General features: G+C 66.7%; 23 protein-coding genes. 11 read left to right on the forward strand and 12 right to left on the reverse strand.

Features of this window, described 5'->3' with window-relative positions; all coding sequences use genetic code 11:
* The first annotated feature begins 35 nt into the window (after window positions 1-35).
* Both EYZ64_RS17650 and EYZ64_RS17655 read left to right on the forward strand, forming a co-directional pair.
* Window positions 36-890 carry an SDR family oxidoreductase gene (locus EYZ64_RS17650; RefSeq protein WP_210115664.1) on the forward strand — a complete coding sequence of 285 codons (855 nt, stop codon included), beginning with the start codon at window positions 36-38 and terminating at the stop codon, window positions 888-890.
* A complete protein-coding gene (locus tag EYZ64_RS17655; protein ID WP_135455210.1) occupies window positions 883-2,184 on the forward strand; it encodes a spinster family MFS transporter in 1,302 nt (433 codons plus the stop codon). Before EYZ64_RS17650 ends, EYZ64_RS17655 begins: the two co-directional genes overlap by 8 nt.
* A 6-nt stretch (window positions 2,185-2,190) precedes the next feature.
* On the opposite strand, the gene EYZ64_RS17660 is transcribed toward EYZ64_RS17655, so the two are convergent.
* Entirely contained in the window at window positions 2,191-2,586 is a 396-nt protein-coding gene (locus EYZ64_RS17660; RefSeq protein ID WP_135455212.1) for a DUF4267 domain-containing protein, read from the reverse strand.
* A 118-nt stretch (window positions 2,587-2,704) separates the two neighbouring features.
* Between EYZ64_RS17660 and aceA the strand changes: the two genes are divergently transcribed.
* Together aceA and EYZ64_RS17670 are read left to right on the forward strand one after the other, a co-directional pair.
* Window positions 2,705-4,987 carry an isocitrate lyase ICL2 gene (gene aceA, locus EYZ64_RS17665; protein ID WP_135455214.1) on the forward strand — a complete coding sequence of 761 codons (2,283 nt, stop codon included), beginning with the start codon at window positions 2,705-2,707 and terminating at the stop codon, window positions 4,985-4,987.
* Between the two features lie 141 nt (window positions 4,988-5,128).
* Window positions 5,129-5,440: a hypothetical protein gene (locus tag EYZ64_RS17670; protein ID WP_167857867.1), complete on the forward strand. Its 312-nt coding sequence runs from the start codon at window positions 5,129-5,131 to the stop codon at window positions 5,438-5,440.
* Between the two features lie 197 nt (window positions 5,441-5,637).
* Here EYZ64_RS17670 and EYZ64_RS17675 read toward each other — a convergent pair whose 3' ends face one another.
* The 4 genes from EYZ64_RS17675 to EYZ64_RS17690 all read right to left on the reverse strand — a co-directional run bounded on the left by EYZ64_RS17675 (window position 5,638) and on the right by EYZ64_RS17690 (window position 9,953).
* Window positions 5,638-7,026 (reverse strand): HNH endonuclease signature motif containing protein, encoded by a 1,389-nt coding sequence (locus EYZ64_RS17675; protein ID WP_135455216.1) that lies wholly within the window; start codon window positions 7,024-7,026, stop codon window positions 5,638-5,640.
* An 85-nt stretch (window positions 7,027-7,111) separates the two neighbouring features.
* Window positions 7,112-8,425, reverse strand: a complete 1,314-nt coding sequence (locus tag EYZ64_RS17680) for an acyltransferase family protein (protein WP_135455219.1) — start codon at window positions 8,423-8,425, stop codon at window positions 7,112-7,114.
* 4 nt (window positions 8,426-8,429) lie between these two features.
* Complete coding sequence (locus tag EYZ64_RS17685; protein ID WP_135455221.1) at window positions 8,430-9,692, reverse strand: hypothetical protein; 1,263 nt, start codon at window positions 9,690-9,692, stop codon at window positions 8,430-8,432.
* A 54-nt stretch (window positions 9,693-9,746) separates the two neighbouring features.
* The gene (locus tag EYZ64_RS17690; RefSeq protein ID WP_135455223.1) at window positions 9,747-9,953 is read right to left on the reverse strand and encodes a three-helix bundle dimerization domain-containing protein; all 207 of its coding nucleotides are present in this window, start codon (window positions 9,951-9,953) and stop codon (window positions 9,747-9,749) included.
* 84 nt (window positions 9,954-10,037) lie between these two features.
* Here EYZ64_RS17690 and EYZ64_RS17695 point away from each other — a divergent pair, with 84 nt between their 5' ends.
* Both EYZ64_RS17695 and EYZ64_RS17700 read left to right on the forward strand, forming a co-directional pair.
* Window positions 10,038-10,292 (forward strand): hypothetical protein, encoded by a 255-nt coding sequence (locus tag EYZ64_RS17695; RefSeq protein ID WP_135455225.1) that lies wholly within the window; start codon window positions 10,038-10,040, stop codon window positions 10,290-10,292.
* Between the two features lie 92 nt (window positions 10,293-10,384).
* Window positions 10,385-11,035 carry a VldE C-terminal domain-containing protein gene (locus tag EYZ64_RS17700; RefSeq protein ID WP_502703018.1) on the forward strand — a complete coding sequence of 217 codons (651 nt, stop codon included), beginning with the start codon at window positions 10,385-10,387 and terminating at the stop codon, window positions 11,033-11,035.
* Window positions 11,036-11,047: 12 nt separating this feature from the next.
* On the opposite strand, the gene EYZ64_RS17705 is transcribed toward EYZ64_RS17700, so the two are convergent.
* Window positions 11,048-12,262 (reverse strand): oxygenase MpaB family protein, encoded by a 1,215-nt coding sequence (locus tag EYZ64_RS17705; protein ID WP_286175037.1) that lies wholly within the window; start codon window positions 12,260-12,262, stop codon window positions 11,048-11,050.
* An 80-nt stretch (window positions 12,263-12,342) separates the two neighbouring features.
* On the opposite strand from EYZ64_RS17705, the gene EYZ64_RS17710 reads away from it, so the two are divergent.
* Window positions 12,343-12,981: a TetR/AcrR family transcriptional regulator gene (locus tag EYZ64_RS17710; protein ID WP_135455229.1), complete on the forward strand. Its 639-nt coding sequence runs from the start codon at window positions 12,343-12,345 to the stop codon at window positions 12,979-12,981.
* 1 nt (window position 12,982) lies between these two features.
* On the opposite strand, the gene EYZ64_RS17715 is transcribed toward EYZ64_RS17710, so the two are convergent.
* The 5 genes from EYZ64_RS17715 to EYZ64_RS17735 all read right to left on the reverse strand — a co-directional run bounded on the left by EYZ64_RS17715 (window position 12,983) and on the right by EYZ64_RS17735 (window position 19,092).
* Window positions 12,983-13,303 (reverse strand): DUF732 domain-containing protein, encoded by a 321-nt coding sequence (locus tag EYZ64_RS17715; RefSeq protein ID WP_135455231.1) that lies wholly within the window; start codon window positions 13,301-13,303, stop codon window positions 12,983-12,985.
* A 79-nt stretch (window positions 13,304-13,382) separates the two neighbouring features.
* Window positions 13,383-15,374, reverse strand: a complete 1,992-nt coding sequence (locus EYZ64_RS17720; protein WP_135455233.1) for a serine/threonine-protein kinase — start codon at window positions 15,372-15,374, stop codon at window positions 13,383-13,385.
* A gap of 1 nt (window position 15,375) precedes the next feature.
* The gene (locus EYZ64_RS17725; protein WP_135455235.1) at window positions 15,376-16,317 is read right to left on the reverse strand and encodes a glutamate ABC transporter substrate-binding protein; all 942 of its coding nucleotides are present in this window, start codon (window positions 16,315-16,317) and stop codon (window positions 15,376-15,378) included.
* Window positions 16,317-17,624: a GlnX family signal transduction membrane protein gene (locus EYZ64_RS17730; protein ID WP_135455237.1), complete on the reverse strand. Its 1,308-nt coding sequence runs from the start codon at window positions 17,622-17,624 to the stop codon at window positions 16,317-16,319. Before EYZ64_RS17730 ends, EYZ64_RS17725 begins: the two co-directional genes overlap by 1 nt.
* A 103-nt stretch (window positions 17,625-17,727) precedes the next feature.
* Complete coding sequence (locus EYZ64_RS17735) at window positions 17,728-19,092, reverse strand: flavin monoamine oxidase family protein (protein WP_135455239.1); 1,365 nt, start codon at window positions 19,090-19,092, stop codon at window positions 17,728-17,730.
* A 429-nt stretch (window positions 19,093-19,521) separates the two neighbouring features.
* Between EYZ64_RS17735 and EYZ64_RS17740 the strand changes: the two genes are divergently transcribed.
* Window positions 19,522-20,094, forward strand: coding sequence for a VldE C-terminal domain-containing protein (locus EYZ64_RS17740; protein ID WP_135455241.1), 573 nt, complete (start codon window positions 19,522-19,524; stop codon window positions 20,092-20,094).
* A gap of 60 nt (window positions 20,095-20,154) precedes the next feature.
* Here the strand turns inward: EYZ64_RS17740 and EYZ64_RS17745 are convergent, their stop codons facing one another.
* Window positions 20,155-21,948 (reverse strand): helix-turn-helix domain-containing protein, encoded by a 1,794-nt coding sequence (locus EYZ64_RS17745; RefSeq protein ID WP_135455242.1) that lies wholly within the window; start codon window positions 21,946-21,948, stop codon window positions 20,155-20,157.
* Window positions 21,949-22,054: 106 nt separating this feature from the next.
* On the opposite strand from EYZ64_RS17745, the gene EYZ64_RS17750 reads away from it, so the two are divergent.
* The 3 genes from EYZ64_RS17750 to EYZ64_RS17760 are packed head-to-tail and all read left to right on the forward strand — an operon-like array spanning window position 22,055 to window position 26,127.
* Complete coding sequence (locus EYZ64_RS17750) at window positions 22,055-23,554, forward strand: aldehyde dehydrogenase (RefSeq protein ID WP_135455245.1); 1,500 nt, start codon at window positions 22,055-22,057, stop codon at window positions 23,552-23,554.
* 30 nt (window positions 23,555-23,584) lie between these two features.
* Window positions 23,585-24,940, forward strand: coding sequence for an MFS transporter (locus tag EYZ64_RS17755; RefSeq protein ID WP_135455247.1), 1,356 nt, complete (start codon window positions 23,585-23,587; stop codon window positions 24,938-24,940).
* Window positions 24,937-26,127: an FAD binding domain-containing protein gene (locus EYZ64_RS17760; RefSeq protein WP_135455249.1), complete on the forward strand. Its 1,191-nt coding sequence runs from the start codon at window positions 24,937-24,939 to the stop codon at window positions 26,125-26,127. Before EYZ64_RS17755 ends, EYZ64_RS17760 begins: the two co-directional genes overlap by 4 nt.
* Window positions 26,128-26,139: the final 12 nt, after the last annotated feature.

Raw genomic sequence — 26,139 nt, forward strand, 5'->3', positions numbered from 1 at the left:
GAACTGCCCCACGGTCGGGCGGCAAGGAGGCGATCATCGGCACATACGCGGTTACCGGGTCCGCATCCGGCATGGGATTGCAGGCCGCCGAACGGCTGCGAGACCTCGGGCACACCGTGATCGGCGTGGACCTCAAGTCCGGTGAGGTGGTGGCCGATCTGTCCACCCCGCAGGGGCGCCGGGCAGCGGCCGATGGCGTGCTGGCGGCGTGCGACGGGGTGCTCGACGGGGCGGTGCTGGCCGCCGGGCTGGGCCCCGGACCCGGCGCTGACCGGAACCGGTTGATCGCCGAGGTCAACTTCCTCGGCGTGGTGGAGTTGCTGGATGCCGTGCGTCCCGCGCTGGCCGCCGCTGACCGAGCCAAAGTCGTTGTGATTTCGAGTAATTCGACGACAACCGTCCCGATCGTTCCACGCCGGACGATTCGGGCGCTGTTGGCGCGTGACACCGACAAGGCGGTGCGCTCGTTGCGACTGTTGGGTCGCAACGGGTCGGCCCTCATGTACGCGGCCTCGAAGATCGCCGTGAGCCGCTGGCTGCGGACCACTGCGGTCAGCACAGGGTGGGCCGGTGCCGGGATCCGGCTCAACGCGCTGGCTCCGGGGGCGATCCTGACCCCGCTGCTCGAGGCCCAACTTGCGGATCCGCGCGAAGGTGCCGCCGTGCGGCGGTTCCCGGTGCCGGTCGGCGGCTACGGCGACGCCGGCCACCTAGCCGACTGGATCTGCTTCATGCTGTCGGACTCGGCCGATTTCCTCTGCGGCAGTGTGGTGTTCGTGGACGGAGGCTCCGACGCGTTCTTCCGCCCTCGGGACTGGCCGACGTCCGTGCCGGCGCGCGGTCTGCCGCAGTACCTGTGGCGGTTCGCCCGCGGCGTAAGACATGAGTGAGACCGGCCCGGCGCCGCTGGTCGCCGTGCCGCCAAGGAAAGCCGGTGGGCACGGGCCGCGACGGGCGTGGGCGGCGGTCGCGCTGCTGACACTCGTCGGGACCCTCAACTACGTCGACCGGTTCCTGCCTTCGGTGCTGGCCGAGCCCATCAAACACGACCTCGCCCTGTCGGACACCGCGATCGGGGTGATCAACGGCTTCGGCTTCCTCATCGTATACGCGGTGCTGGGCATCGCGGTGGCCCGGGTCGCCGACCGCGGAACGTACGGCGCGGTGGTCGCTACCTGCCTGACGCTGTGGGGCACCATGACCATGCTCGGCGGTGCCGTGCAGTCCGGATTTCAGCTTGCGCTTACGCGGGTGGGTGTCGCGGTCGGCGAGGCGGGCAGCACCCCGGCCGCGCACGCATACGTGGCCCGCAACTTCGCCCAGGACCGCCGGGCCGCGCCGCTGGCGGTGATCACGCTCGCGATCCCGCTGGCCAGCGGCGCCAGCCTGATCGGTGGCGGACTGTTGGCCGAAAACCTGGGCTGGCGAACGGCTTTCGTGGTGATGGGCGGGCTCAGCGTGGTGTTCGCACCGTTGGTGTTGCTGGTGGTCGGCTCACGTCAGGCGCTGCCGGATGCGACACCCCGGGAACAGGTCGCGACGGTCAAGTGGTGGGCACTGCTGCACAAACGCAGCTTCCTGTCACTGGTCGGCGGCACGGCGTTCATCGCGGCGGCCGGCTACTCGCTGACCACCTTCTCCCCCGCCTTCCTGATGCGAACCCGCTCCATGTCGCTCAGTGAGGTCGGGCTGGAATACGGCCTGGCCGCCGGACTGGCCGGGGTGTTCGGGCTGGTGATCGTGGGCCGGTTGGCCGACCGGCTGGCCGTGCGCGACCCGCGCTGGCTGCTGTGGATCGTGGTGCTGACCACGGCCCTGCTGCTTCCCGCCTCGGTGTTGGCGTTCACCGTCGAAAGCCGCCTGGCCTGCGTGTGGTTCCTGGCCCTCAGCTACGTCATCGGCACCGCGTACATGGCGCCGTCGATCGCCGCCATCCACCGTCTGGTGCTGCCCGAGCAGCGGGCCACCGCATCGGCGATCTTCTTGTTCTTCAATGCCACCCTGGGCGCTGTCGGCCCGTTCGTCACCGGCCTCATCAGTGACACGCTGACCCCCGATCTGGGCGCCCACGCGCTGGGCCGGGCACTGCTCATCCTGGTGCCGGTGCTGCAGCTGCTGGCCATGGGCTGCTATCTCATGGGAACGCGGTGGTACCGCAGCGACATCGTCGAGGCGGGTTCTTAGATCGACCTAGCCCGCAGCCGGGCCGGTCGCACGCTCCCGGCGGCGGGTGGCGCCCCACAGCCCCACCGCGATGCCGACCACCGCACCTCCGAGGCCGATGACCTGCTGCGACCGCGGCAGCTGGTCGTGTACCACCATCCCGCCGAGCAGGTCGGCGGCGTCGGCGCCGCCGGAGGCCAGGAACCACCCGCGGGTGTCCTTGCCCCGCAGTCCCGCCGCCAGCAGCAGGCCGCCGATCAGCGCATCGCGATATCCCATCGACCGCCACATCAGCTGCGCGGTCGCATCTGGTGTTTCCCGTCCGCCCCATAACCGGTCGGCCCGCTTCGGGTCAACGAGAAACGAGACGCCCGACGCGAATCGGATGGCACCAGCGGCCAGCGCGGCCCGGTCGATCGACATGGCGTGCAGCCTAGAACCTCGAGCCACGGTGGGTGGCGGTCCTGAGAAATCTCCCAACCGGCTCCGGTGTCACGACTTGCCAGCAATGATTGGGGTACCCGAGTTCAGGAGCGCACCCATGGCCACCATCGAAGCCAACGCACAGACCAACTCGTCGTTCCAGGAGGATGTCGAGGCCACCCAGGTCTACATCGACAGTCCTCGGTTCGCAGGCATCACCCGGCTGTACTCAGCACGTCAGGTCGCCGAGCAACGCGGCACGATCCCGTCGGACTATCCGGTGGCCCGTGAGGCCGCCACGGCGTTCTTTCTCTACCTTCGCGATCTGTTCGCCCAGAAGATGAGCATCACAACGTTCGGGCCCTATTCACCGGGTCAGGCAGTGGTGATGAAACGGATGGGGATCAGAGGGATCTACCTCGGTGGATGGGCCACCTCGGCCAAGGGGTCGATCAGTGAGGATCCCGGGCCCGACCTGGCCAGCTACCCGCTGAGCCAGGTGCCCGACGAAGCGGCCGGGCTGGTGCGGGCGCTGCTGACCGCAGACCGCAATCAGCAGTATCTGCGGCTGCGGATGACCCCCGAACAGCTCGCGGCCACCCCGGCGGTCGACTACCGGCCGTTCATCATCGCCGACGCGGACACCGGTCACGGTGGCGATCCGCATGTGCGTAATCTGATCCGCCGCTTTGTCGAGTCCGGGGTGCCGGGTTATCACATCGAGGATCAGCGTCCCGGCACCAAGAAGTGCGGACACCAGGGCGGCAAGGTGTTGGTGCCCTCGGATGAGCAGATCAAAAGGCTCAACACCGCGCGATTCCAGCTGGACATCATGCGGGTGCCAGGCATCATCGTCGCGCGGACCGACGCCGAGGCCGCCAATCTGATCGACAGCCGCGCCGACGAGCGCGATCAGCCGTTCCTGCTGGGGGCGACGAACCTGTCGGTGCCCACCTACAAGTCGTGTTTCCTGGCGATGATGCGCCGGTTCTACGACCTCGGTGTCACCGACCTCAATGGCCATCTGCTCTATGCGCTGCCTGCCGGCGAGTACGCGACCGCCGAGGCCTGGCTGGAACGCGAAGGCATCATGAGCACCATCGCCGAGGCCGTCAAGGGCCACCGCGCCGGACATTCGGTGGATGCCATGTTCGACAAGGTCGAGTCGGCGTTCGTCGAGGCGTGGCAGGCCGACGCCGGTCTGAACACCTACGGCGAGGCAGTTGCCGAACTTCTGGAGTACCGCGCGAAAGAAGGTGAGCCTGTCGCGATGAGTGCCGCGGACTGGCGTGCCTTCGCCGCGCGGGCGTCCTTGTACACGGCGCAGGAGAAGGCCCACGAATTGGGCGCCGACGTGGCCTGGGACTGTGAACGGGTCAAGACCCCCGAGGGCTACTACCAGGTTCGCGGCGGCATCCCGTATGCGATCGCGAAGTCGTTGGCGGCCGCGCCGTTCGCCGACATCCTATGGATGGAGACCAAGACCGCGGATCTGGCCGATGCCAAGCAGTTCGCCGATGCGATCCACGCCGAGTTCCCCGACCAGATGATGGCCTACAACCTCTCACCGTCGTTCAACTGGGACACCACCGGGATGACCGATGACGAGATGCGGGCCTTCCCAGCCGAACTCGGCAAGATGGGATTCGTCTTCAACTTCATCACCTATGGCGGCCACCAGGTCGACGGCGTGGCGTGCGAGGAGTTCGCGACGTCCCTGCAACAGGAGGGCATGCTGGCGCTGGCCCGGCTGCAGCGCAAGATGCGTCTGGTCGAATCTCCTTACCGCACACCGCAAACACTGGTCGGTGGCCCACGCAGCGATGCGGCGCTGGCCGCCTCGTCGGGTCGCACCGCCACCACCAAGGCGATGGGCGCCGGCTCCACGCAACACCAGCATCTGGTGCAGACCGAGGTACCCAAGAAGCTGCTCGAGGAGTGGCTGGCAATGTGGGGCGACTACTACAAGATCGGCGAGAATCTGCGCGTGCAGCTCCGGCCGCGCCGGGCCGGGTCGGACGTACTCGATCTCGGCATCTACGGCAACGGTGACGAACCGCTCGCCAACGTCGTCGTCGACCCGATCAAGGATCGGCACGGCCGCAACATCCTGACGGTCCGCGACCAGAACACCTTCGCCGAGAAGCTGCGCAAGAAGCGCCTGATGGATCTGATCCACGTGTGGCTGATCCATCGGTTCAAGCCGGAGATCGTCTACTACGTGACGCCCACCGAGGACAACGTCTATCAGACCGAGAAGATGAAGGCCCACGGCATCTTCAGCGATGTGTACCAGGAGGTCGGCGAGATCATCGTCGCCGATGTGAACCAGGCCCGCATCGACGAACTGCTGGCACCTGATCGCGAGGCACTGGGACGGCTGATCCGCAAGGAGGATTGATTGGTTCGCAGGGTTCACAGAATCCGATGCACGGTTGACAACGGACCGGCGCAGCCCACGTTGAGGACCAATGTCCCTGTTGGCAGCGGCGGAGCCGGTACATACTGACGACAGCCACACTCGTTCAGGAGGGCCGCAGACATGACCGAAACACCTCAACCCCGAACCGATGAATCCGTCAGCAGGCCCAACCGACTCGGCCAAGCGGCTGCCGTGGTGGGCATCGTCGCCGGGATCCTCTTCATCGTTGCCGTCATCTTCTTCAGCGGACTGATGATCGGTGCGGGCATGGGCTATCACCACGGCGGCGGGTACCACGGCATGTCCGGTGATCGGCCGACAAGTTCCTGCCCGATGATGGATCGCGACGACATGATGGGACCGGGCGGCATGATGGGTCCCGGCGATGACTCACCGATGATGCCGAGCCCGGGCCCTGCACCGCGACGCTGATCTCTGCCAGTGATTCACATCGACCGCGTTCGGCGCGGTCCCAAACATACTGACCTCTAAGGCTATTCGGTCGGCGACGGTCAGAGTTCCAGCACTTGAATCCGCGAGCGGACTGCGGCGGTGCGCCCCACGGCATCACCGACTCCCGCCTGCCGGTCGGGCCGGAGGCGGCGTCGGTGCCCGCCGTGAATAGGCGCCTAGGGATCGTCTTTTTCGGGTGAGTGGAAGAGGTCTTCGGGGTGCCAGTAGTGGTTGGTGCGGTCTTGGCCGGTGTCCAGTAGTGGGGGTGGGATCCATTCGACGCGGCCATCAGCACGCAGGCGGGTGCGCCATCCCTTGTCGTGGACGAGGCGGTTGCTTTTCGGGCAGGCCAGGGCGAGGTCAGTGATGTCGGTGCGCCCGCCGGCGCTGAAATCCGCCTTGGCGTGGTGGACCTGGCTGCGGTCGGTGGAGCAGGTGCAGCCGGGCCGGGTACACCCGCGGTCACGGTTGCGCAGCACGATCCGCTGCCCGGGCGTGGCGATGCGCTTGGCGCGGCCCAGATACAGCGGGACCTGACGGTGGTTTTCGTAGACCGCGAGGTAGTGGTGGGCGTGGGCGGCCATCCGGATGACATCGCCGATCGGTAAGTGGGTGCCGCTGGCAGTCAGTCCGCTGCCGGTCCTGGTTTCCAGTTCCCTCAGCGTGGTGGATACCACGATGGATACCGGTAGTCCGTTGTGCTCGCCCAGTTCCCCTGAAGACAACACGCTACGACCGATGGCGACCAGGGCGTCGTGGTTGCGTTCGGCGGCGGTGCGGGTGTCGGCCGCAATCGCCTCGGCGCTGGGAGTGCCGGTGGTGCAGGGGTGTTCGTCGGCGGGATTGCACATGCCCGGGGCGCCGTAGCGCGACAGGATGGGGTCGAGGGTCGCGCGGGCTTCTGGGGTGAGCCGGCCGCGGATTACGCTGGTGCCGTCGGCATTTTGGGGCCCGATGAAGATTTCACCTTGGCTTTGGCATTCGTCGTCGACGGGTTCGGCGCCGTCCTGGTTGAGCAGGAACCCGATCCGATCAGCGCACTGTTTCAGGATTTCGGGGCTGTTGCCGGCGGCGATGCGGGCCAGATCAGCCTCGATCTGAGCGCGGGTAGCTGCGTCGAGCGTCACGGGTGGCTTGGCGAAAAACTTGCCGATGATCGCGACGTGCTCCGTGTTGATCGCGCCGGCAGCCTGGGCGCCCGCCGTCTCCGGAAACACCGGCGCCAGCGACTCCCCGGCAATGGTGGTGCGTGGGCCCAGGATGGCGGCCTCAGCGATGCGGCGTTTGGCTTCTTTGGTGCTGATGCGTAGCCGGATAGCCAGCACATCGGCCCAGCTTTTCGCGCCGATCTCGCCAGGGGTGGCCCGGGTTTGGATTTCGGCCAACAACGCGTGATCGACCGCGGGCGCACACCGGAGCTGGCGTTCGCGCCGCGACTGCAGCTCCAGTAGTTCAGGCAGGCTCAACCCTTGATAGTTCAGGGCGGCCAGCTTCGCGCACGCGGCGTCGTACTCGTCGTAGGCAGCCAGCACCGTCTCCCGATCGGAACCAGCGCTCGAATACATGTTCTAATTCTACCGCCGATCAACTCCACCCACCGAAGTTCTCCACAGCGCACGATTCATCCACAGATGTTGCCGCACAAGGCAATTAGGCCTTGACAGCCCGTCCGGCACAGGCCCGCGCACCGACGGCTGCCACGATGAACCCGCCGAGCGCCGACCAACCCAGCACACCGTCGAGACCGCTCTTGGCCATCAGCGTCAACGCGGCGCCGGCGACACACAACAGCACGCCGGTGAGCACCGACCGGCCGCCGCTGATCTGAACCTGGTCGTCCCACCACGGCAGTGGACGATGCTCCAACGGAGACAGCAGCCGGAAAGCCACAGCCATGAGAACGGCGAAAACCACTGCGCGCAAAGCCAGATGGGCCCAGAAGCCTGGGGAGTGCGGATCGAAGGCATCCAGGCCGACCGCGTGCAGGCTGAACGCGGCGATCGCGATCACCGGGATGTGCCACAGGTACAGCGTCATGGCTCCCCCGTTACCCGTCGCCACCACAGACCAGACCCGCGGACGAGCGGCCCAGCGCCGGATCGGGTTGGCGGCGGCGATGAACAGGCATGCCATCCAGGTGCAGTGCAGAGCCAGTAGCAGTGTCGGGGGCGACACGTTCGATACATGCTCGGTTCCGGTGACCACGAGGGACACGTCGTAAATGCCTGTCAGAGCGAGGATTACCTGTGCGACGAATGCGATGATTGCGATCCCCAGCGCTGCCCGCCAACAGATGAGGTCACGCGCATAGGCCACGCCGATCACCACGGGAATCAGCCAGACGATGATCAGGTTGGCGGTGCCCGCCTCCGGGGTGCCGACGGCGAAGCGGATGGCATCCACCACGCCGGACGCGACGATCAGCCCGACGACCACCCCGGCAAACGCCCGTCCGGTACGCAGGTGCATCAGCGCCGGAACGAACGCGAGCACCACCAGGTACACACCGAGGAACCACAGCAGGGCCACGCACTCGCGACCGAGCGCTGCGGCGGACTCGGCACCCATCGTCGCGTGCACCACGACCAGGACCAACGCCCACACCGCCAGGTACCAGAACACAGGCCGGCACAACCGCTGGGCGCGGGCGAGCAACCAGGCACCCCACGGCTTCGCCGACCCCGGATCGGCGTGCCAGCTGTAGGCCCCCGCCGCTCCACCGGCCAGGAAGAACAGCGGCATCACCTGCAGCACCCAGGTGATCGGGGCCAGCGCGGGCAACGCACCGAGGATATTGCCGACCCGCACGCCGCCGGAGTCGATGGTGGCCAACAGCAGCGCGCAGTGCCCGAACATCACCACCAGCAGCGCGCCCAGGCGTGCGACGTCTACCGCGCGGTCGCGGTCGGGTTTGGTGTTGTGCGTCACGGCTTCTGCCGACGGCACCACATCGGGACTTGGCATGGGTTCAGTCTGCCGGGCGGTGGGCCGGGTAGGGATGCGTAGTCCTACCTTGTTTTCCGAGTTTTGGTCGATTTCCGGGCCGCCGTGTTCGTGGCCACAACGCCAGGCCGGCCGCAAGCAGCAACGCCGAGGGCACGGCCCACACCACAAACCGCGCCGACCGCCCCGAGCCCGGATTCAGCGCCACCTCACCCTCGGGTACTGTGCGCGCCCACACGATGAACGCATCACCTACCGGGAGCGCACCGAACAGGTATCGCGTGGTGCGTAAACCCACCGGCACCCCGATCAGCTCGACCTGCCGAATCAGCCGACCGGCCAGGTCACGGTCGCCATTGGCTCGCGCTGCCGCCAACCCGACCGCCGACGCACTCAGGCTCACCCCGAAGATCAACGGACCGCTGTCGACATCGGCGTCGCCGCCTGTACCGGACGGATACTCCAGAATCCCGACCAAGCCGGCCTTGCTCGTGACGAACCGGTCGGAAAATCGCTGCCACTGATCATCTTTGACCCCGACCACGGCATCGACCGCGGGCCAGAAAGTCTGAATGGTGGCCTGGGACGACCCCCGTGGTCCTGTCAAGGCGCGGGCCCGGTCATCGACCTGGTGCGGCAGCAGGCCCGTGTCCGGATCGGCGGCGGCCAGTGCCCGCTTCCGCCAGACGGCGAGATCCTCGCGCCATGGCAGCTCGAGCAGCGAGATCGCCTCGGCGAGCGCTCCCGCTGCCACAACCGAATCACATGGCCAGTATTGGCCCGGATAGCTGGCCGGGAACGGTGAATCCGATTGTCTCAGAGCTGAATGCACGATGTGAGCGCGCTCTCGCATCGCCGCACGGTCCGCATCAGAGTCCGAAGCCCGCGCGATTGCGACAGCCAGGGCAAGTGACCAGCCCGCCGCGAAGATCCCGTGTTCCGGGGCCATTCCGTTGCCGAATACCGCCACGGATTCCGGGGTTTCGATGGCGGCAAGCCGAGTCCGGGCTCGGGTGAGATACCCGGCGGATCGAGGGTCCGCTCCGAGCCGCGCGGCGACCTGGGCCTCGGCGAGACCGGTCAGCACCCTGGTGAAGTACTCACCCTCAGGGAACAGGCCCTGCATCTCGGTGTCACGACCGGATGCCAGGGCTGCGTCGAGGAATCCGAGTTGACGTTCGGCGCGGTCAGGCAGTGGGCCGAACCCGATGTAGAGCACGTGGACCAGGGACGCCAGTCCGAGCACAACTACCAGCGTCGCGGCCACCATCCGCGCCCGTGTGAGCATCCCGGCAGTTTAGGAGCCCCGGGTCAGCTCGGGTGTCCGTAGACCGGCCTGGAGCTAGACGCCGACGATCGGCCTGGCGAGCTCCGCCCGCGCGCGCCTCTCCACGAGCAGCGGCACGAACTCGCGAATGGGGCTGGACTGGAAGCGCTCCTGGGCCCGGTGGATGCATCCCGTGATGTCCTCATCGGATGCGTCCGGATAGGCCGCGCCAAGGCGGATCAGCAGTTCGGCGATCATGATTTCTTCGCTGATCCTCACCATGGCTTCAGAATCCGCTGGACCTGCCCCGTAGTCAAGATCTGGCGAAGTGAGCGGAATGAAGACACAGGTGGCACGATCCGTAACGTGAATCACTCCGCCGACACTGCGCAGGCGCAGTCCCTTCTGGGTGAGTTGTGGCGCCACGTGGAGGACGTATCGACACGCCTGGAGAAGGCGGAGGGGCGCCAGCGCCGATCGTCGGCATGTGATCGCCGCGAGGTCAGCAAGTTGCGTGCCGATCTGTACGAGACGCATCACCTGATCGACGCCATTCACCGGAGGTTCCCCGAAACCTGCCCGCACCGCCTGCACGCAGAAACCGCACCGGGCGGGTCCTGACGGCCGGAATTCAGCCAACTCAGGGTGCCGTGGAGAAAGACAGGAGGTTGCCGGACGCGGTTCCCGTCCCGTCGGACCAGCGAGCGCAGTAAATTGCTGCCGTGGGGAAACGACGGTTGGCCGGCGGCAGGGGCCGGTTGCTGGCGCTCGCGGTCTCGGTCACCGTTGCGGCGGGCATGGTCTACGTCCAGAACACCGAGGCGAAGTGTTGCGCGGAGGTCCCCGCAGCGACGCCGCCCGCAGGCCGGCAACAGCCGGTGCCGGCGGCTCCGCAAGCCGCGTTGGTGGCGGCCAGCGCGCCCGTGGTGGCCCGCGACTTCCAGTTCTCCCTACCGAAGGGCCCGGCACCCGAGGGCGGCCTACAGGTCAAGACCATCTGGGTGGCCCGCGCCATCGCGGTGATGTTCCCCGAGATCACCACCATCGGCGGGTATCGGCAGGATGCGCTGAAATGGCATCCCAACGGTCTGGCGATCGACGTGATGATCCCGAACTATCACTCCAAGGAAGGCATCGAACTCGGTAACCAGATCGCCGGTTTCGCCCTGGCCAACGCCAAGCGCTGGGGCGTGCTTCACGTGATCTGGCGGCAGGGCCTCTATCCGGGGATCGGCGCGCCGCATTGGACCGCCGACTACGGGAACGAGACCCTCAACCACTTCGACCACGTGCACATCGCCACCGATGGCGGCGGCTACCCCACGGGCCACGAAACCTATTTCATCGGCTCCATGACCCGCTAGGCGTACCGGCAGTCAGGCTGCGCTGCTCACGTGCACTGCCGACTCGCCGATGTTGGCCGCGCTGTCACCGATGATGGTCTGCAGCAGGGCTTGTTGCTCGCGTCGGCCTCGCGTGATCGCGCGATCCATGCCGCCCGGCGATGCCATCGCCGCGGCGCTGCGCATCAGATTGACCGGCATCTTCAACAGTGGGTACCACGGCGGCATGTAGGCGGGCAGGCCCAGGACACGCATCGCACTCGGGCCGAGGTATGCGCTGGTGATCGACAGGTGCTGCGCCCACGCCAGGCGGCGACGCAGGCCCCGGATACCGCCGTAATGCCACGACAGCGGGTCCTCGGCCATCGGAACCGACAACTGCTGCGTCGTCTCGTCGGGGACCGCCAGCGCGGTGGACGTGTGGTACAGCACGCGGATGCTCTCGCGGAAAGTCTTGGGCAACCATTCGTCCTCCACGCCGATCAACCAACCGACATAGCGGGTCAGGTGCGCGATGGCGTCGAGTTCGCCTGGCGCAGGGAGGATTCCCATCGCCAGCGAGCCCACCGGCGGCGCGACGAGCGCGCCGACCAGCGTCGCGGCCATATCGGTCTGGTTGACGGGTAAACCCCACTCGTCGGTGCGCCAGTCCGGCATCGCTGCCACGTGCCGACGCACGAACGCATGGATCAACCGCACGTGCAGGGTCGACCGGTACCCGGCGCCCAGGGGGTCGAGACCGCCGTCGGAGATGACGTCCATGGCCCACTGCATCGTCTCGGCGAAGCGCTTGTTCGAGCCTTTTTCCAAGGCACCAGTGCGCAGCAGGGTCTTGTTGAACCCGGAGAACTGGTAGCCGCCGAGCAGCGACACGTCGCGCGCGATCGACATGCCGTCAGAACCGCCCCGCACCAGTGCCCGCTGCCCTTTGCGCAGCTTGTCCCGGTCCACCCATGCCGGGGCAGTCTCCACGCCGATGAAGAACTCGCGCAACGGTTCCGGGGCGTCGGGCACGTTGTCGATACCCTCGGCGAGCGCCTTCTCGAACAGAGGACGCATCTGCGCCATCCCCGCTGACGACATCCAGTCGACCAGGCGGTCCATCGGCTCGTCCCCGACCGTCATTCGCTCGCCGAGCCGGCGCCATTGCTGCGCGTCGGGGTTGCGAACGCCCAGCATCATCGCGAACGTCCGAATGGCACCGGGAACGGCGAGTGGCCGTTCGGGGTGGCGAGCCGGGATGTTCAACGTGACCTCCTGTGCAGGACCGACCGAGATGACTGACTACGTATGTAGTCAGAATTTAGGCGGCGGGTAGGGTGCTGTCAATGAAGCGCGTACAGGTGGTGCGCGGCTACGGCGGCGTCAGTGCGGTCGACCGCCGCACAGAACGACGAGCCAAGCTGCTCGCCGGCGGCCGCCAGATCTGGGGCGAATCCGGGATCACCGAGGTCACCGTGCGCGCCGTCTGCACCGCCGCCGGGCTGACCTCGCGCTACTTCTACGAACAGTTCGAGAGCCGAGACGCATTGCTGTTCGCCATTTCCGACGACGTACGCGATCAGCTGCTCACCGCGCTGGTGAACGCCGGCGTCGGGGACCCGGGCACGCTCACCGACAAACTGCGGTCAGCGCTCACCGCGTTCCTCGACATCATCGCGGCCGACCCCCACATCCACCGCATCGCCACCGGCGATGTGAGCAGCGTCGCCGGACTGGCGGAGCACCGCACGCACATCCTGGAGATGATCACCGGCCTGATCGTTCAGCTTGCGCCCGATGTCCTGCACTCCGCGACACCGAACCCTGCTGAGTTACGCCGCAGTGCACAGTTCATGGTCGGTGGCGTGAACCAGATCATCGAAGCCTGGCTTGCCGACCCCACCGAGACCACCGAACAGCTCGCGGCCGAATGCGCCGACCTCTGCGTCGCGGTGGCGCGAGGGGTCACCCGGTCGGGCGAGTAGTTCACCCGCCTGGTGTGGCCGTCACATCCGGGCAGTAGTTGTGCAGAGCGGCGGTCACCACGAGCCTGGCCTTCTCGAACGGGTATGCCGACCGGGCCTCGGCGATCTGCATCGCCAGGTCATCGGGCCGCATCGCCGGATCTTCGTGGGCGGTCACACACGCCTGCCGGCCGAGCTGCAGCACAACGTCACGACTGTCATCGGACACCGGCAGGCCCAACGAGGACACCTCCGCGAGATAGCCCTCATCGTCGGCGAAAGCCGCCGGGGCCGACGCGAGCCCAGCTGCAACCGCCAGCACGGAGATCATCAGCGCCTTCATGCTCGCCACAATGACAGATCTCCGCCAGGATCCCGCGGACGCGCGCCGTCGGCGCAGCCCGGAGCTCACCGCGCCGACCTCACATCCAGCTCGGCGGCCTGATCGAATTCGCCACGTCGACAAGCCGGTAGCGATGACGCCGCCGTGGCGAGTGTCTGGCCAACTCCCGCAGCACCTCCTCGATGCCGACGCGCAGACCCCGTTGGTCGAAGGCGTGGTCGAGTATCGGGTCGCCGGTGGAGGTCGCACCGCCGGACCGGAGCCAGTCGAGGGCGACGCCGAGGACGAACGCGCGAATCTGCAGAACGCGCGGTTCGGTCTCGGGTAGGCCACCCACGCGCCGTGCGGCATCGCGCAAGTCTGCCTCGGAGATCTCCGCGCTTGTGCGCCCGTCGAGCAGCATCAGCACCGACGTCAGTTGGGCCTCACCGTAGTGGCGTGAGGTCACCGGCACCTGATCGAGCACATCGATCGCTCCGGGCCGGTCGGCCTGCCAGGCGAGAAGTCGGGCCAGGCCGAACGCGGCGCTGACCATCGCGTGGTCGGTGCGCCACAACGTCCGGTAGGACCGTTCCGCCAACTGCCGCAAGCGTTCCGCACTCGGCGCGTCCGCGGTGGCGAGCAGCAGTTCGGCAGTCGCAGCCGTTGCCAGCTTGGGCGCCGCCTCACCCGGAAGCAGGGCGACGACCCGCTCGAAACATGACAGGGCCACCCCCAGATCGCCGGTCTGCAGGCCGGCGATCCCATCGGCCCAGTCCTCCCGCCATTCGTCGTCGGCTTCCTCGACCGGTACCGGCTCCGGCAGGGCATGTGCGACATCGCGAGCGTCCAGCGCAACGGTGCGCCGGCGGCCGTCGACGAACACATCGGTGCCCTGCAACGCCAGATCGGCGCCGAATGTGGAGCGTGGCACGCTGAAGAGCGTCGACGTCCGGGGACTCGGCGAGCCCGTCTGCTCGGCGAGGATTTCGTGGAGTACGCCCCGGCACTGGTCGGCCATGTCGTCGACGGACGAGAACCGTTGCGCCGGACGGGGATTTGTCGCGCGGGCCAGCAACTGATAGAAGGACTCATACCGCTCGAACAGGGGCGCCTCGTCGCGGGCGGGCAACGCCTCGGCGTAGCGATCGTTGGGCAGTTCGACGGTCAGCTTGGCCAGCGTACGGCCCACCGTGTAGACATCGGTGGCGATGGACGGTCCGGTCCTGACGATCTCGGGCGCCTGAAATCCCTTGGTGCCGTAGATATATCCGAAATCCCCGACGCCCGACACCGCGCCCATGTCGATCAACTCGATGTTGTCCTCGGTGAGCATGATGTTGTCGGGCTTGAGGTCGTTGTAGACAAGGCCGAGTGAGTGCAGATAAGACAGCGACGGCATGACGTCGAGCAGGTAGCCGAGCGCCTGCTCCACCGGCATCATCTGTGTGGTTGCCCCTGACACCGCCTGCTGCTTCGCCAGGATGGCTTCCAGTGTGGTCCCGCCGATGTACTCCATCACGATGTAGCCGACCGGACGCCCATCGAACCCCGGGTGTTCGACGAAGTTGTAGATCTTGACGATACCGGGGTGGTTCACCATCGCGAGGAACTGGCGTTCGGCGACGACGATCGCCTGCGCCTGTTGCGCTTCGGGCTGGAGCAGCCCCTTGAGCACCACCCACCGATCGCTGACATTGCGGTCGACCGCCAGGTAGATCCAGCCGACGCCGCCGTGGGCGATGCAGCCCTGGACCTCGTACTGGCCCGCCACGAGCTCGCCGGTCTCCAGTTGCGGTGAGAACGAGAACAGTGCGCCGCAATGCGGACACACCCCTTCGCACGGCCCGGGTTTACCGGCACTCCCCCGGCCCACCGGTCGCCCGCAGCCGCTGCACTCCCGTTTGGACTCGGCGACGACGGGATTGGTGAGGATCGCACCGGCCGGCTCGATGTCCTCCCGAACCGGGATCTCGACCAGGCCATCCCCGATCCGACGGCGCCCGGTACGCAACCGCGGACGGGTGCCCTCGACCTTGACCGGTGACGATTCGGTCACCAGGACGGCCCGCGTTCCCTCTTGTCCCGCCATGTCAGTCCCGGTACCTCGGCGTCGGCGGACTCGGCGGCGGGCCGAGCACGGTGAGCCATCTCCGGTACAGCGACAACCATGTCCCGTCCCGGCGGATCCGTTCCAGGCTCGCGTTGACGGCCCGCACAAGATCCTGGCGGGACTTGTTCATGCCGATGCCGTAGGGCTCGTCCTCCAGACTGGGACCGACGAGGTGCAGGTACGGATCCTGCACGGCCATCCCGGCCAGAATGGAGTCGTCGGTACTGACCGCATCGGTCTGCCCCTGCTGCAGCGCCACCAGGCAATCGTCCCAATTCTGAACCGCCAGCAGGATCGCCGCCGGCGCCACCCGGGCGACCGTGGCCAGCGATGTCGTGTCCACCTGCGAACACACCCGTTTTCCGGCCAGGTCAGCCGGCCCCCGTATCGGCGAGTCCTTGGGTACGAGCAGCCGTTGGTGCGCATCGAAATACACCGTGGAGAAAGCTATCTGATCGGCACGAGCGCAGGTGATCGTCATCGCCTTCACGACGATGTCGACGGAGCCATCCTGCAAGGCCGTGATCCGCTCGGGCGATGTCAGCAGGCGGAACTCCACCATGCCGGGATCACCGAGCAGGTCGCGAGCCACCTCGCGAGCGATATCGACGTCGAAACCGGTCAGTTCACCCGACACCGGATCGCGAAAACTCATCAGATTGGTGCTCTGGTCGATACCGACCACCAGCCGGCCCCGTTGCCGGATCGCCTGCACTGCCGGTCCGGACACTGCCGACGGGCGCAAACTCGCTGTGGCATCGCAACTCTCGACCGGCACACCATGAACCCCGGACGCGACAACGGCGCCGCTCGGCGTCGGCAGCGCGGTGAGTGAGGCCGGCACCTGGACAAGCGGTTGCGTCGTGGAACATGCCACCGCCACGGTCGCGGCTAGGACGAGAAATCCGGCTACGGCCCGCATCAGTGGTACTCGCTCAGTCTCGGCGTGACACCCGCGGCAACGGCGAGCGCCGCCAGCACACTGATGGCCGCAGTGCCGGCGGGCAGCGCATTCAGCGCGGCGTACGCACGGGTGATCCCATCGCGCTGCCGGTCCCGCAATCGTGCGATGTCATCCCCCAACGCCTTATCCAGCCGGGTGAACTGCGCCGTCGACCCCTGCGGACTGCTGCCCCGGGCAATCGCCACGGCACCGGGATAGTCACCGCTGCCCAGCTTGCCGCGGATCTCCGTGTGCGCGGCTTTCCAGCCGTGCAGCGCATCCTGGGCCCCGTTGACCGCATGCCTGTCGAGGATCCGGCCGACCTGCGTGGTCCGCTCCTCGAATCGGACGTCGGAGAGTGTGTCGGAGCCGCGTTTGAGGAGCCCGAGGATTTCGTCCGCGCGGGCCTGCTGGACCAGGATCCGGGCGGTCACCGCCGATTCCAGCGGTTCACCTCCCTCGGTGCGGGCACCGTTGACGGCGTGCATCACAACGAGTCCGGCCACCGTCAGCCACACTGCGAGCACCGTCATCAACACCGATGCCAGCACCAGGCCGGGGTTGAGGCGACGATGGCTGCGCCTGGCGAGGAAGACCTGCACGAATACCAACAACCCCACGGCAAGCGCGGCTCCCACGATCAAAGCGGGCGGCGTGGCCGCCGCCCGTCCCGATGCGGTGACGGCCTCGGCCTGCGTCCGGTACAGCTGCTCGGCATCCGGAAGCATGGACTGCTGCAGCAGCGTGGACGATTCGCTGAGGTACGCCACGCCGATCGGGCGACCGTCGCGATTGCTCGCACGAGCGGTCGCCATCATGCCGGTGTACACCGCCAGCTGGTTGGACAGGTCGGTGAGCAAGGTCAGTGAATGGGTGTCGTTGGGCGCCACCCCATTTGATGCGGTTACCAAGCCGGCTGACGCCTCTCCGACAGCGGCGTCGTAGCGATCACGGATATCACGCGGTTCGACACCGCCGGCCAGAAACGCGGTGGCCGCGGTCGTATTGGCGGACGAAAGTGCGCTGTAGATCCGTTGCGCGGCATCGGCCAGCGGCTCGGTGTGCAAGCGCAGAGTCTCAAGCTCGCGTTGCCGATTGGCCGCCGTCACCGATGCCGCCACGCCCACGGTGAGCACCGCCGCGATCAGAATGACGGCCAGCACCGCTATCCGGCCGGGTGTGGCTCGCAGGAAGTCGACGACCGGGCGGTCCTGTTCCTCGGCATCGGCCAGCACGGACTCGTCGAGCGTGAGTGCCTGCCGACTCTCCAACTCACCGCTGTGCACTCGACATCACCTCGTCGCAGGCTGGCCCGGACCAGCGATACCGGACTCGATCGAACGCCGACGAATGCACGGTAGCCCCCGCAAACGCGCTACGTGGGCTTTATTACGCGGCTACCACGCTCTCGGCTGCCATCACCTCCGCGGCAGCGCGCTCACCTGACCGGACCGCACCATCGATCCAGCCGCACATGATGGCCGAACTCTCCGTACCGGCCCAGTGGATCCGTCCGCACGGGGCCCGCAACGCGGGCCCGAACTCGGTGAGCACACCGGGCGGGGCGTGACTGATCATTCCGCCACCCGAATACCGTTCGACCGTCCAGTTCTGCTCGTGGTAGCTCACCGGTGATGCGGCCTGCGGACCGAACCGGTCGATCAACTCACCGATCACCACGGCTTTGCGCTCGGCCGCGTCGAGCAGCCCGAGCCGACGGGCGGCGGGCCCTTCGGTGATGACGCACATGATTCCGGGCGTACCGGTGTCGGTACAGGCGTCGATGGTCAGCGTCGCAGGGCTGCCGGGCGCGGCGGACTGGCCGCACAGCCCGTCGGCGCGCCAGAATGCCGATTCGTATACGACCGAGATCTTGAAGACCGCGCCGCTGGGCATCCGCTGATGAAGAAACATGCGGTCCACGGGAAGCGTTGGCTCATAGATGATCTGGCTCGCCACGGCCAAAGGGACGGCGACGATCGCCTGCCGCGCTCGTACGGTCATGTCCTCGGCGTGGACCGTCACGTAGTCGTCGTCGTGCGAGATAAGGTGCACCGGTTGCGAAAGGTGCAGCGCGCCACCCAGTTCGGCTGCCATCGGCCCGTAGACGGCACCCATGCCCCCGTGCACCCGCGCATCCTGGGCACCGCCCTTGTTGGAGATGACGAAGACCGGCCCGCCGCCTGATCCCATCTGGTGAAGGGCCCACAACAATGACACCTCAGATCCTGCCGAGGTGTAGATGCCGGCGAGCGCCATGTCGAGCATCTCGCGCGCCTGCTTGGAGCGCATGTGACGGTTGATCCACTCCCCCAAGCTGATCCGGTCCCACTCGACCGCCCTCTTCGCTTCCCATGGGGCGTCGAACGGAATGGTCCTGCACATGAGCTCCACCTCGAGCAATCCGGCGCCGAGGTTGGCGATCGCCCAGGGGCTCATCGCCCAGGGAATCGTGCCGGAATAGCGGTGCTGTTTGCCGTCGAGGATCATCATGGCGTCGCCGTCGACGTACTCCTTGTACTCTTCGACGCCGAACTCGGCCATCAGGGCTTTGATCCGGTCCTGCCCAGGTCCGATCCAAGCACCGCCGCGGTCGATCCACGTTCCGTCATCGAGCACCTCGGTGAAGGTCCGGCCACCGACCCGATCACGAGCCTCGAGCAGGGCCACGGAGTGACCCGCCTGCTTGAGCCGCAACGCCGCGGTCAGGCCGGCAAAGCCCGCGCCCACTACGCAACAATCGACGTCTTTCATGGGTCGCCCCTCCCGTTTTTTACGGGCCAGATTCGCTCAAATTACGCCGTCGTCAACCGCTCCGTGGGCACTGTGGACCGACCGGTGTGGTAAATGCCATAAATTTTGCCCACCCGGGCACAGGTCACCCCGATCGAGTCGACTTCGGCCGGCCTCGAACATCGCGCCCGCCCCCTGATATCCGTACCGGATGTCGGGTGTGCGATGATTTCTGACCTGCCGATTCTCCGGGGCGCGCCCATTGTTCACCGCGCGTTCGCCGGGCACCCGCGCCCGTCAAGCCTCGGTTGACGCCGGACCGCGAAAATGGTTGCCATCGACAGCACCAGACAACTTCGTGATTCCGGGGATCGTTCACCCCGCCGGTAGGGTCCGGTCCTCGTGGGTAGAGACCAGTTGAAAAAGGATCGGTGCCGCCGATCTGCAGTCATGGCTGCGGTCGTCGTGCCTGCCGCCGCACTCCTCGTCGTCGGCGCAGACACCGCGCCGGCCCCCCAGAGCAACGCCGAGGCGGTAGCCGCCCCCGTCGTCGCGCCGGCCGCCGCGCCCGCAGCACCGGCAGTACCCGCCGAGCGCCCCGTACGACGGAACATGCGGTTCCCACTGCCCGCCGGCCGGGCCTCGGAGAAGGGCCTGCAGGTCGAGACCATCCTGGCCGCCCGGTCCGTCAGCGCGCGATTCCCGCAGATTCTGGACATCGGCGGAGTCCGGGCCGATTCCATGAAGTGGCATCCCAATGGTCAGGCGATAGACGTGATGATCCCGAACTACGGCACCCCGGAAGGTAAAGCGCTCGGCGACCGGATCGTGGCCTATGCCCTCGACAATGCCGATCGGTTCGGCGTGAACCACGTGATCTTCCGCCAGCAGATCTACTCCCGCGACAGGGCTCCCCGAATGATGTCGGACCGCGGCGGGATCACCGCCAACCACTACGACCACGTGCACATCGCCACCAACGGCGGCGGCTTCCCCACCGGGCACGAAACGTACCTGACGTAACACGATCTGGCTCTATCAGACCCCGAAACCTCCTCTCCGAGTTGACCATCGTCGGGCTCTTTAGTGCCGCGCGGCGACGTCGTACACCGTGAGTGCTGACGAAAACTGAACGGTGGTGGCGGGGTCGGCGAGATCGACACCGCACAGTTGCTCGATTCGTCGCAGGCGCTGCGCGACGGTGTTGGGATGGACCAGCAGCGCCTTGGCCGTCGCATTGCGCTCCTGTCTACAGGTGAAGTAGGCACGCAGGGTCGACATGAGCTCGGTGCGATGGCGGGCGTCGTATTCAACGACTGGCCCCAGCGTGCGCGCGGCGAACGCCGTGAGCTTGGCCGGGTCTTTGAGCTGGAGGAGCAATCCGACGATGCCCAGATCCTCCAGGGTGACCACGGTGCCGGTTCGGCCGGCCTGTAACGCGATCTCCAGCGCTGACTTGGCAATGTGATAGCCCTCGCCGTGGTCAGCTCCGTACGTGGGAGACACAACGACGGTGGCCGAAATGTTCTGCGACACCTGCGCCATGACCCGTTGAACCATGACGCCCGGCGGTGCGCCGGCATCGGCACCCTCAGGCCACAACGTGACCAGCGTGCCGCCATGCATCGCCACCAGTGGCTTCGGCTGATAAGCCGAAGCCAGCTCTGTCACCACCGCCAGCGCACGCTGCCACGCCTGGCGTACACCTACCTCGGTGGGACCGGACAACGTTGCGACGATCGCGACGTGAGCCACGCTGAGGTCGTGGCCCAGGCGTTGCGCACGGGTCAACAAACGCTCAGACAGAGATCCGCTGCTGGACAACACGTCGGTCAGCAATTCCCCACGCAGCCGCCTTTCCACCTCAGCCGCCGTCTGCTCCCGCAGCAGCTCGACGGAAACCACGATCGACGCGTGTTCAACAGCGCGGATCTGCAGTGGGTCAAGAGCTTCGACGTTGCCGGGAAACCAGATCCGTGCGGCCACCTCGCTACCCAATCGCACGCCCGCGACTAGCCATCCCGTCGCAGCGCCGTCGATGTCGGCAACCGCTTCAACAGTGGGCGAGCGCTCGGTGGTGTCACGCTCCGCCGCCGCCGACCGCACTGCGGGAGTGGGAAATTCAACATTGCCGCCCGCACGCGCGATCTCGGCTTGACGTCCGTCGTCGATCAGCACCGGGCGGCCGATCAGATCGCTGAGCGCGGTAGCGATTCCACCGATGCCGCCGGACCGCAAGGTGACCGTCATCAGCCGCTCGTGGATCTGTTCCGAACGAGCCAGTGCGTCGCGTTGCTCGCGCAGCGAGCTGGTCAGGGTGCGCAACTCATCGAGTCGGCGTGCTGAGGTGACCGCGATCGCGGCATGGTTGGCCAACAGAATCAACCGCTCGATCTCGTGGCGGGTGAAGGTATGCACCGAGGTGTAGTAGCCGTTGAGTGTCCCCAGCACTTCGGTGCCGGCGACCAGAGGTACCGCGACGATGGCCCGGTATCCCTGGTCCTGCGCCACGCCGGCCCAGAGCGCGAACTCGGGTTCGATCCGCACATCCCGGATTGCCACCGGTTCACCCCGGTGGAAGGCCTGACTCGATGGGGACCCACTGTCGAGCCGGATCGGCCGGTCCGAGTTGACCCGTCGGACGTACTCCTCCGACAGGCCGCTCCACCCCTGCACCAGCAGCCGGTCCCGGCCCGCATCAGGGATGAGGACGCCGCAGAAGTCGAAACCCAGCAGCGTGCGAGCCGTGTCGGCAACCAGACAGAGCACCTCAAGCAGATCCGTGTCGGCACTGGCTTCAGCACTGAGGGTGCGCAGCGCGGACAGCCACGTCACCAGTTCTGCACCCGGCCGTTCATCTCCCGCGGATGAGGTCACGCGGCCAGTGTCCCTCACATCGGGTTGTCAGCGCACACATTGATGCCGTGCAACTATGTCCTCTCAGACATTGAGCGCCGATTGTGCTGTGACGACACTCATACCCATGACCCATGCATTACCGGCCACCACACCCAACGTGACCGCTTCGGCGCCGCTGCCCAGCCAGTTCCGCGACATCCTCAACCCCGCCACCGGCGAGGTGATCGCCACGGTTCCAGAGCAAGGCGAGGGCGAAGTCGATGCAGCGGTAGCGATCGCACGCAGTGCATTCGAGGACGGGCCGTGGCCGGACATGGTTCGCAGCGACCGCGCCAAACTCCTGCTACGCATCGCCGACGCGATCGAGAATTCGAGCGAGATCCTCTACACACTCGAAGCGCGCAACAACGGACGGCCCATCACCGAGACCCGCGCACAGCTGTCCCGGGTACCCGAATGGTTCCGGTACAACGCCGGGCTGCTGGCGGCCCAGCGCCAGGCCGTACTGCCCGGCGATGGCCCCTATCTCACCTATCAGCAGCGGCTTCCGCTCGGCGTGTGCGGCATCATCACACCGTTCAACCATCCGATGCTGATCCTGGCGCGCAGCCTGTCCGCCGCGCTGGCCAACGGAAACACCGTGGTCGTCAAGCCATCCGAGCTGACTCCGCTGACGACACTCGCACTCGCCGACATCCTCAATGACGCCGGACTGCCCGATGGCGTCCTCAACGTGGTCACGGGCGCTCGCGCGGCCGGCCAGTGGCTGACCGGCCACCCGGATATCGCGAAGATCACGCTCACCGGAGGTACCGAGGCAGGCCGGTCCGCAGCCATCGCGACAGCGTCGCGGTTCGCACGCATCACCGCCGAACTCGGCGGCAAGACACCCGTGCTGATCTTCGATGACGTCGACCCCGTAATCGCCGCCGAGGGCGCGGCGTTCGCGGCCTTCGTCGCTGCGGGCCAGTCCTGCGTCGCCGGATCCCGATTCCTGGTGCAGCGTGACATCTACGACGAGTTCGTCGACGCGCTCGCCGCACGCGCACAAGCCATTCGGCTCGGCGACCCCGCCCTGCCCGGCACCCAGATGGGACCACTCATCAGCGCCCGCCAGCGAGACAAGGTCGCCAAACTCATCCAGACCGGCCTCGATGAAGGTGCGTCACTCAAGGCCGGCGGCCAGACACCCTCGCTGCCAACACCTTTCGATAATGGCTTCTTCCTCTCCCCCACAGTGCTTTCCGGCGCCACCATGGACATGACCGTCGCACGCGAAGAGATCTTCGGACCAGTGGCAGTGGTCATCCCCTTCGACGATGAGCAGGACGCCGTGCGCATGGCCAATGACAACCCCTACGGGCTCGGCGCAGGCGTATGGACCACCGACGTCAGCCGCGCACACCGCGTGGCGGCACACATCAATGCAGGCATGGTTTGGGTCAACGACCACCACCGGCTCGAACCGTCTCTGCCATGGGGCGGTGTCAAGGAGTCCGGATCAGGAAAAGACGCCGGCACAGAATCTTTCGACGACTTCTCCTGGATCAAGACGATCGTTGTGCGCACCGCGGCCGACCACGTCGACTGGTACGGCGACCAACCACAGCGCCGCCTCAACTGACCTCTCCCCGACACCCTGAAAGGCACACCCATGTCCGCAGGACGTTGGTATCACGACATCACCCGCACACAATGGCTCGTGCTGGCGGGCACCACCTTGGGCTGGGGGCTCGACGGCTTCGCCGGCAGCCTCTACGTCCTCGTGCTCGGCCCGGCCATGAACGAACTCCTTCCCAACAGCGGCATCGACATCGACGGAGCCGCGATCGGCTTCTACGGCGGCATGACCGTGGCCCTGTTCCTGATCGGATGGGCCACCGGCGGGATCTTGTTCGGCATGCTCGCCGACTATTTCGGTCGCACCCGGGTGCTGTCGGTGGGCATCCTCACCTACGCGGTCTTCAGCGCCCTGGCAGTCTTCACTGAAACCTGGTGGCAGCTGGGCATTCTGCGCTTCATCGCCGGCCTCGGATCGGGTGTCGAGGCGCCGGTGGGCGCGGCACTGATCGCCGAGACCTGGCGCAATCGATTCCGGGCCCGCGCGGGTGGGGTCATGATGGCCGGATATGCCGCCGGGTTCTTCATGGCAGCCGCGGCGTACGCGCTGCTCGGCGATCACGGCTGGCGCGCCATGATGCTGCTCGCCGGCATCCCCGCCCTGGTGGTCTGGTTCATCCGTCGCTATGTGCCCGAGCCGCCCGAGATCGACGCCCACCTGCAGGCCCGCAAAGAACGAAAGGCGCTCGGCCGCACCCGCGATCACGATCGATTCGTTCTGCGGCGCCTGTTCAGCCCACCGCTGCTGCACCCCATGCTGGTGTGTACTGCGCTGGCCACCGGAGCGCTCGTCGCGTTCTGGAGCGTGTCCACCTGGTACCCGCAGATCATCAGGCAGATGACGACTGCCGATCACCTTCCTCGGGAAGTGGCCGACCATCGGGTCGCCGTGGCCGCCATGCTTTTCAACGCGGGCGGCATCATCGGTTATGCCGCATGGGGTTTCGTCGCCGACGCCATCGGGCGCAAGAAGGCCTTCCTGATCAGCTTCGCAGTCTCGGCGGCCACCATCGCGTGGGCGTTTCCGCTCGACCGAAATTTCACCGAGCTGCTCGTCGCAATGCCCCTTCTGGGCTTCGGATTGTTCGGCGCCCTGTCCGGCACCTTCATCTATGGTCCAGAGCTCTTCCCGCCCAGCGTGCGCGCCACGGCACTGGCGGTCTGCAACAGCGTGGGCCGCTACATCACCGCGCTGGGGCCCCTCACTGCAGGTGTGATCGCTTCCTCCTGGTTCGACGGAAACCTAGGCATCGCCACGGCCTCGGTGTCGGCGATCGGATTGATCGCCGTGATCGGTCTCGCCTTCGCCCGGGAAACCCGCGGTGAACCAATGCCTGTCGACCACGCCTCCGACCGCACCGTCCCGCTGAGCGAAAAGAGCGCGTCATGACCGAATACTCAAACGCGACAGCGATCGTCGTCGGGGGGTCCATCGGAGGTCTCACGACCGCGCTCCTGCTGCGCGACCTCGGCTTCCACGTCGACGTCTACGAACGCACCCCGACACCATTGGACGGACGCGGCAGCGGCATCGTGCTGCAACCCGAAACCGTGCGGTGGTTCGCCGAACGCAGCCGCCAGGATCTGTCCGACCTGCACACCGCCACCGAGTACGTGCAGTATCTCGACCCCAGCGGCGCTGTCATCCACCGCGAACCCGCGCTGTGGACATACACCTCTTGGGGCACCTTCTACCGTGCGCTGCTCTCCGACTTTGGCACCGAGCACTACCACTACGGCGAATTCGCCTGCGGCTTCGACCAGGACGCCGACACCGTGACCGTTCGGTTCGTCAGCGGTCGGACAGCTCATGCCGACCTCGTCGTGTTCGCCGACGGCATCACCTCGCCGGCACGCGAACACTTCGACCCCAATGCCGAGCTCGCCTACTCCGGATACGTCGGCTGGCGGGGCACCGTCGCGCTGTCCCAACTCAGCGCGCAGACACGCGAGGTGCTCGGCGATGCCATCACCTACACCGTCATCCCCAACTCCCACATCACCATGTACCCGATACCGGGTGAGGACAGCCTCGACGAAGCCGACCGCCTGATGAACTACGTCTGGTACCGCAACGTGTCTGCCGGGCCCGAGCTCAGTGAACTTCTCATCGACAAAAGAGGGTTCACCGGATCGGTCTCGGTACACCCCGGTCAGGTACAGGACCGCTTCGTCGACGAGCTGCGCGCGGCGGCCGCGTCACAGCTGGCTCCCGCGGTATCCGAAGTCGTCGTCGCGACAGAACAGCCCTACCTCCAGGTGCTGTCCGACGTACGGTCCTCGCGGATGGCGCTCGGCAGGACCGCGCTGATCGGCGATGCCGCGTGCGCATCACGGCCACACGCAGCGGCCGGAACCGCCAAGGCCGCGGCGGATGCCTGGGCCCTGGCAGAGGCACTGTCCACCTCATCGGGCGACATCGTCTCCGCACTGTCCAAGTGGGAGCCGGCCCAGTTGCAGCTCAGCGACACGCTCTTACGCCGCGTGGTCGCCATGGGTGAGCGCTCACAGTTCCGCAACACGTGGACACCCGGTGACCCAGGCCTGCGCTTCGGCCTCTACGGGCCCGGACGCTAGAACCCTTCACTA

The organism is Mycobacterium sp. DL99 (assembly GCF_004762045.1).
Lineage (GTDB): Bacteria > Actinomycetota > Actinomycetes > Mycobacteriales > Mycobacteriaceae > Mycobacterium.

Bases quoted from the DNA above. Each gene is read 5' to 3' on its own strand.
- EYZ64_RS17720 (WP_135455233.1), bottom strand. From the start codon at position 15,374: ATGGCGGGACAAGAGGGAACGCGGGCCGTCCTGGTGACCGAATCGTCA.
- EYZ64_RS17670 (WP_167857867.1), top strand. From the start codon at position 5,129: ATGACCGAAACACCTCAACCCCGAACCGATGAATCCGTCAGCAGGCCC.
- aceA (WP_135455214.1), top strand. From the start codon at position 2,705: ATGGCCACCATCGAAGCCAACGCACAGACCAACTCGTCGTTCCAGGAG.
- EYZ64_RS17680 (WP_135455219.1), bottom strand. From the start codon at position 8,425: ATGCCAAGTCCCGATGTGGTGCCGTCGGCAGAAGCCGTGACGCACAAC.
- EYZ64_RS17690 (WP_135455223.1), bottom strand. From the start codon at position 9,953: ATGGTGAGGATCAGCGAAGAAATCATGATCGCCGAACTGCTGATCCGC.
- EYZ64_RS17660 (WP_135455212.1), bottom strand. From the start codon at position 2,586: ATGTCGATCGACCGGGCCGCGCTGGCCGCTGGTGCCATCCGATTCGCG.
- EYZ64_RS17750 (WP_135455245.1), top strand. From the start codon at position 22,055: ATGACCCATGCATTACCGGCCACCACACCCAACGTGACCGCTTCGGCG.
- EYZ64_RS17740 (WP_135455241.1), top strand. From the start codon at position 19,522: ATGGCTGCGGTCGTCGTGCCTGCCGCCGCACTCCTCGTCGTCGGCGCA.
- EYZ64_RS17685 (WP_135455221.1), bottom strand. From the start codon at position 9,692: ATGCTCACACGGGCGCGGATGGTGGCCGCGACGCTGGTAGTTGTGCTC.
- EYZ64_RS17655 (WP_135455210.1), top strand. From the start codon at position 883: ATGAGTGAGACCGGCCCGGCGCCGCTGGTCGCCGTGCCGCCAAGGAAA.
- EYZ64_RS17715 (WP_135455231.1), bottom strand. From the start codon at position 13,303: ATGAAGGCGCTGATGATCTCCGTGCTGGCGGTTGCAGCTGGGCTCGCG.
- EYZ64_RS17675 (WP_135455216.1), bottom strand. From the start codon at position 7,026: ATGTATTCGAGCGCTGGTTCCGATCGGGAGACGGTGCTGGCTGCCTAC.
- EYZ64_RS17735 (WP_135455239.1), bottom strand. From the start codon at position 19,092: ATGAAAGACGTCGATTGTTGCGTAGTGGGCGCGGGCTTTGCCGGCCTG.
- EYZ64_RS17710 (WP_135455229.1), top strand. From the start codon at position 12,343: ATGAAGCGCGTACAGGTGGTGCGCGGCTACGGCGGCGTCAGTGCGGTC.
- EYZ64_RS17725 (WP_135455235.1), bottom strand. From the start codon at position 16,317: ATGCGGGCCGTAGCCGGATTTCTCGTCCTAGCCGCGACCGTGGCGGTG.
- EYZ64_RS17760 (WP_135455249.1), top strand. From the start codon at position 24,937: ATGACCGAATACTCAAACGCGACAGCGATCGTCGTCGGGGGGTCCATC.
- EYZ64_RS17755 (WP_135455247.1), top strand. From the start codon at position 23,585: ATGTCCGCAGGACGTTGGTATCACGACATCACCCGCACACAATGGCTC.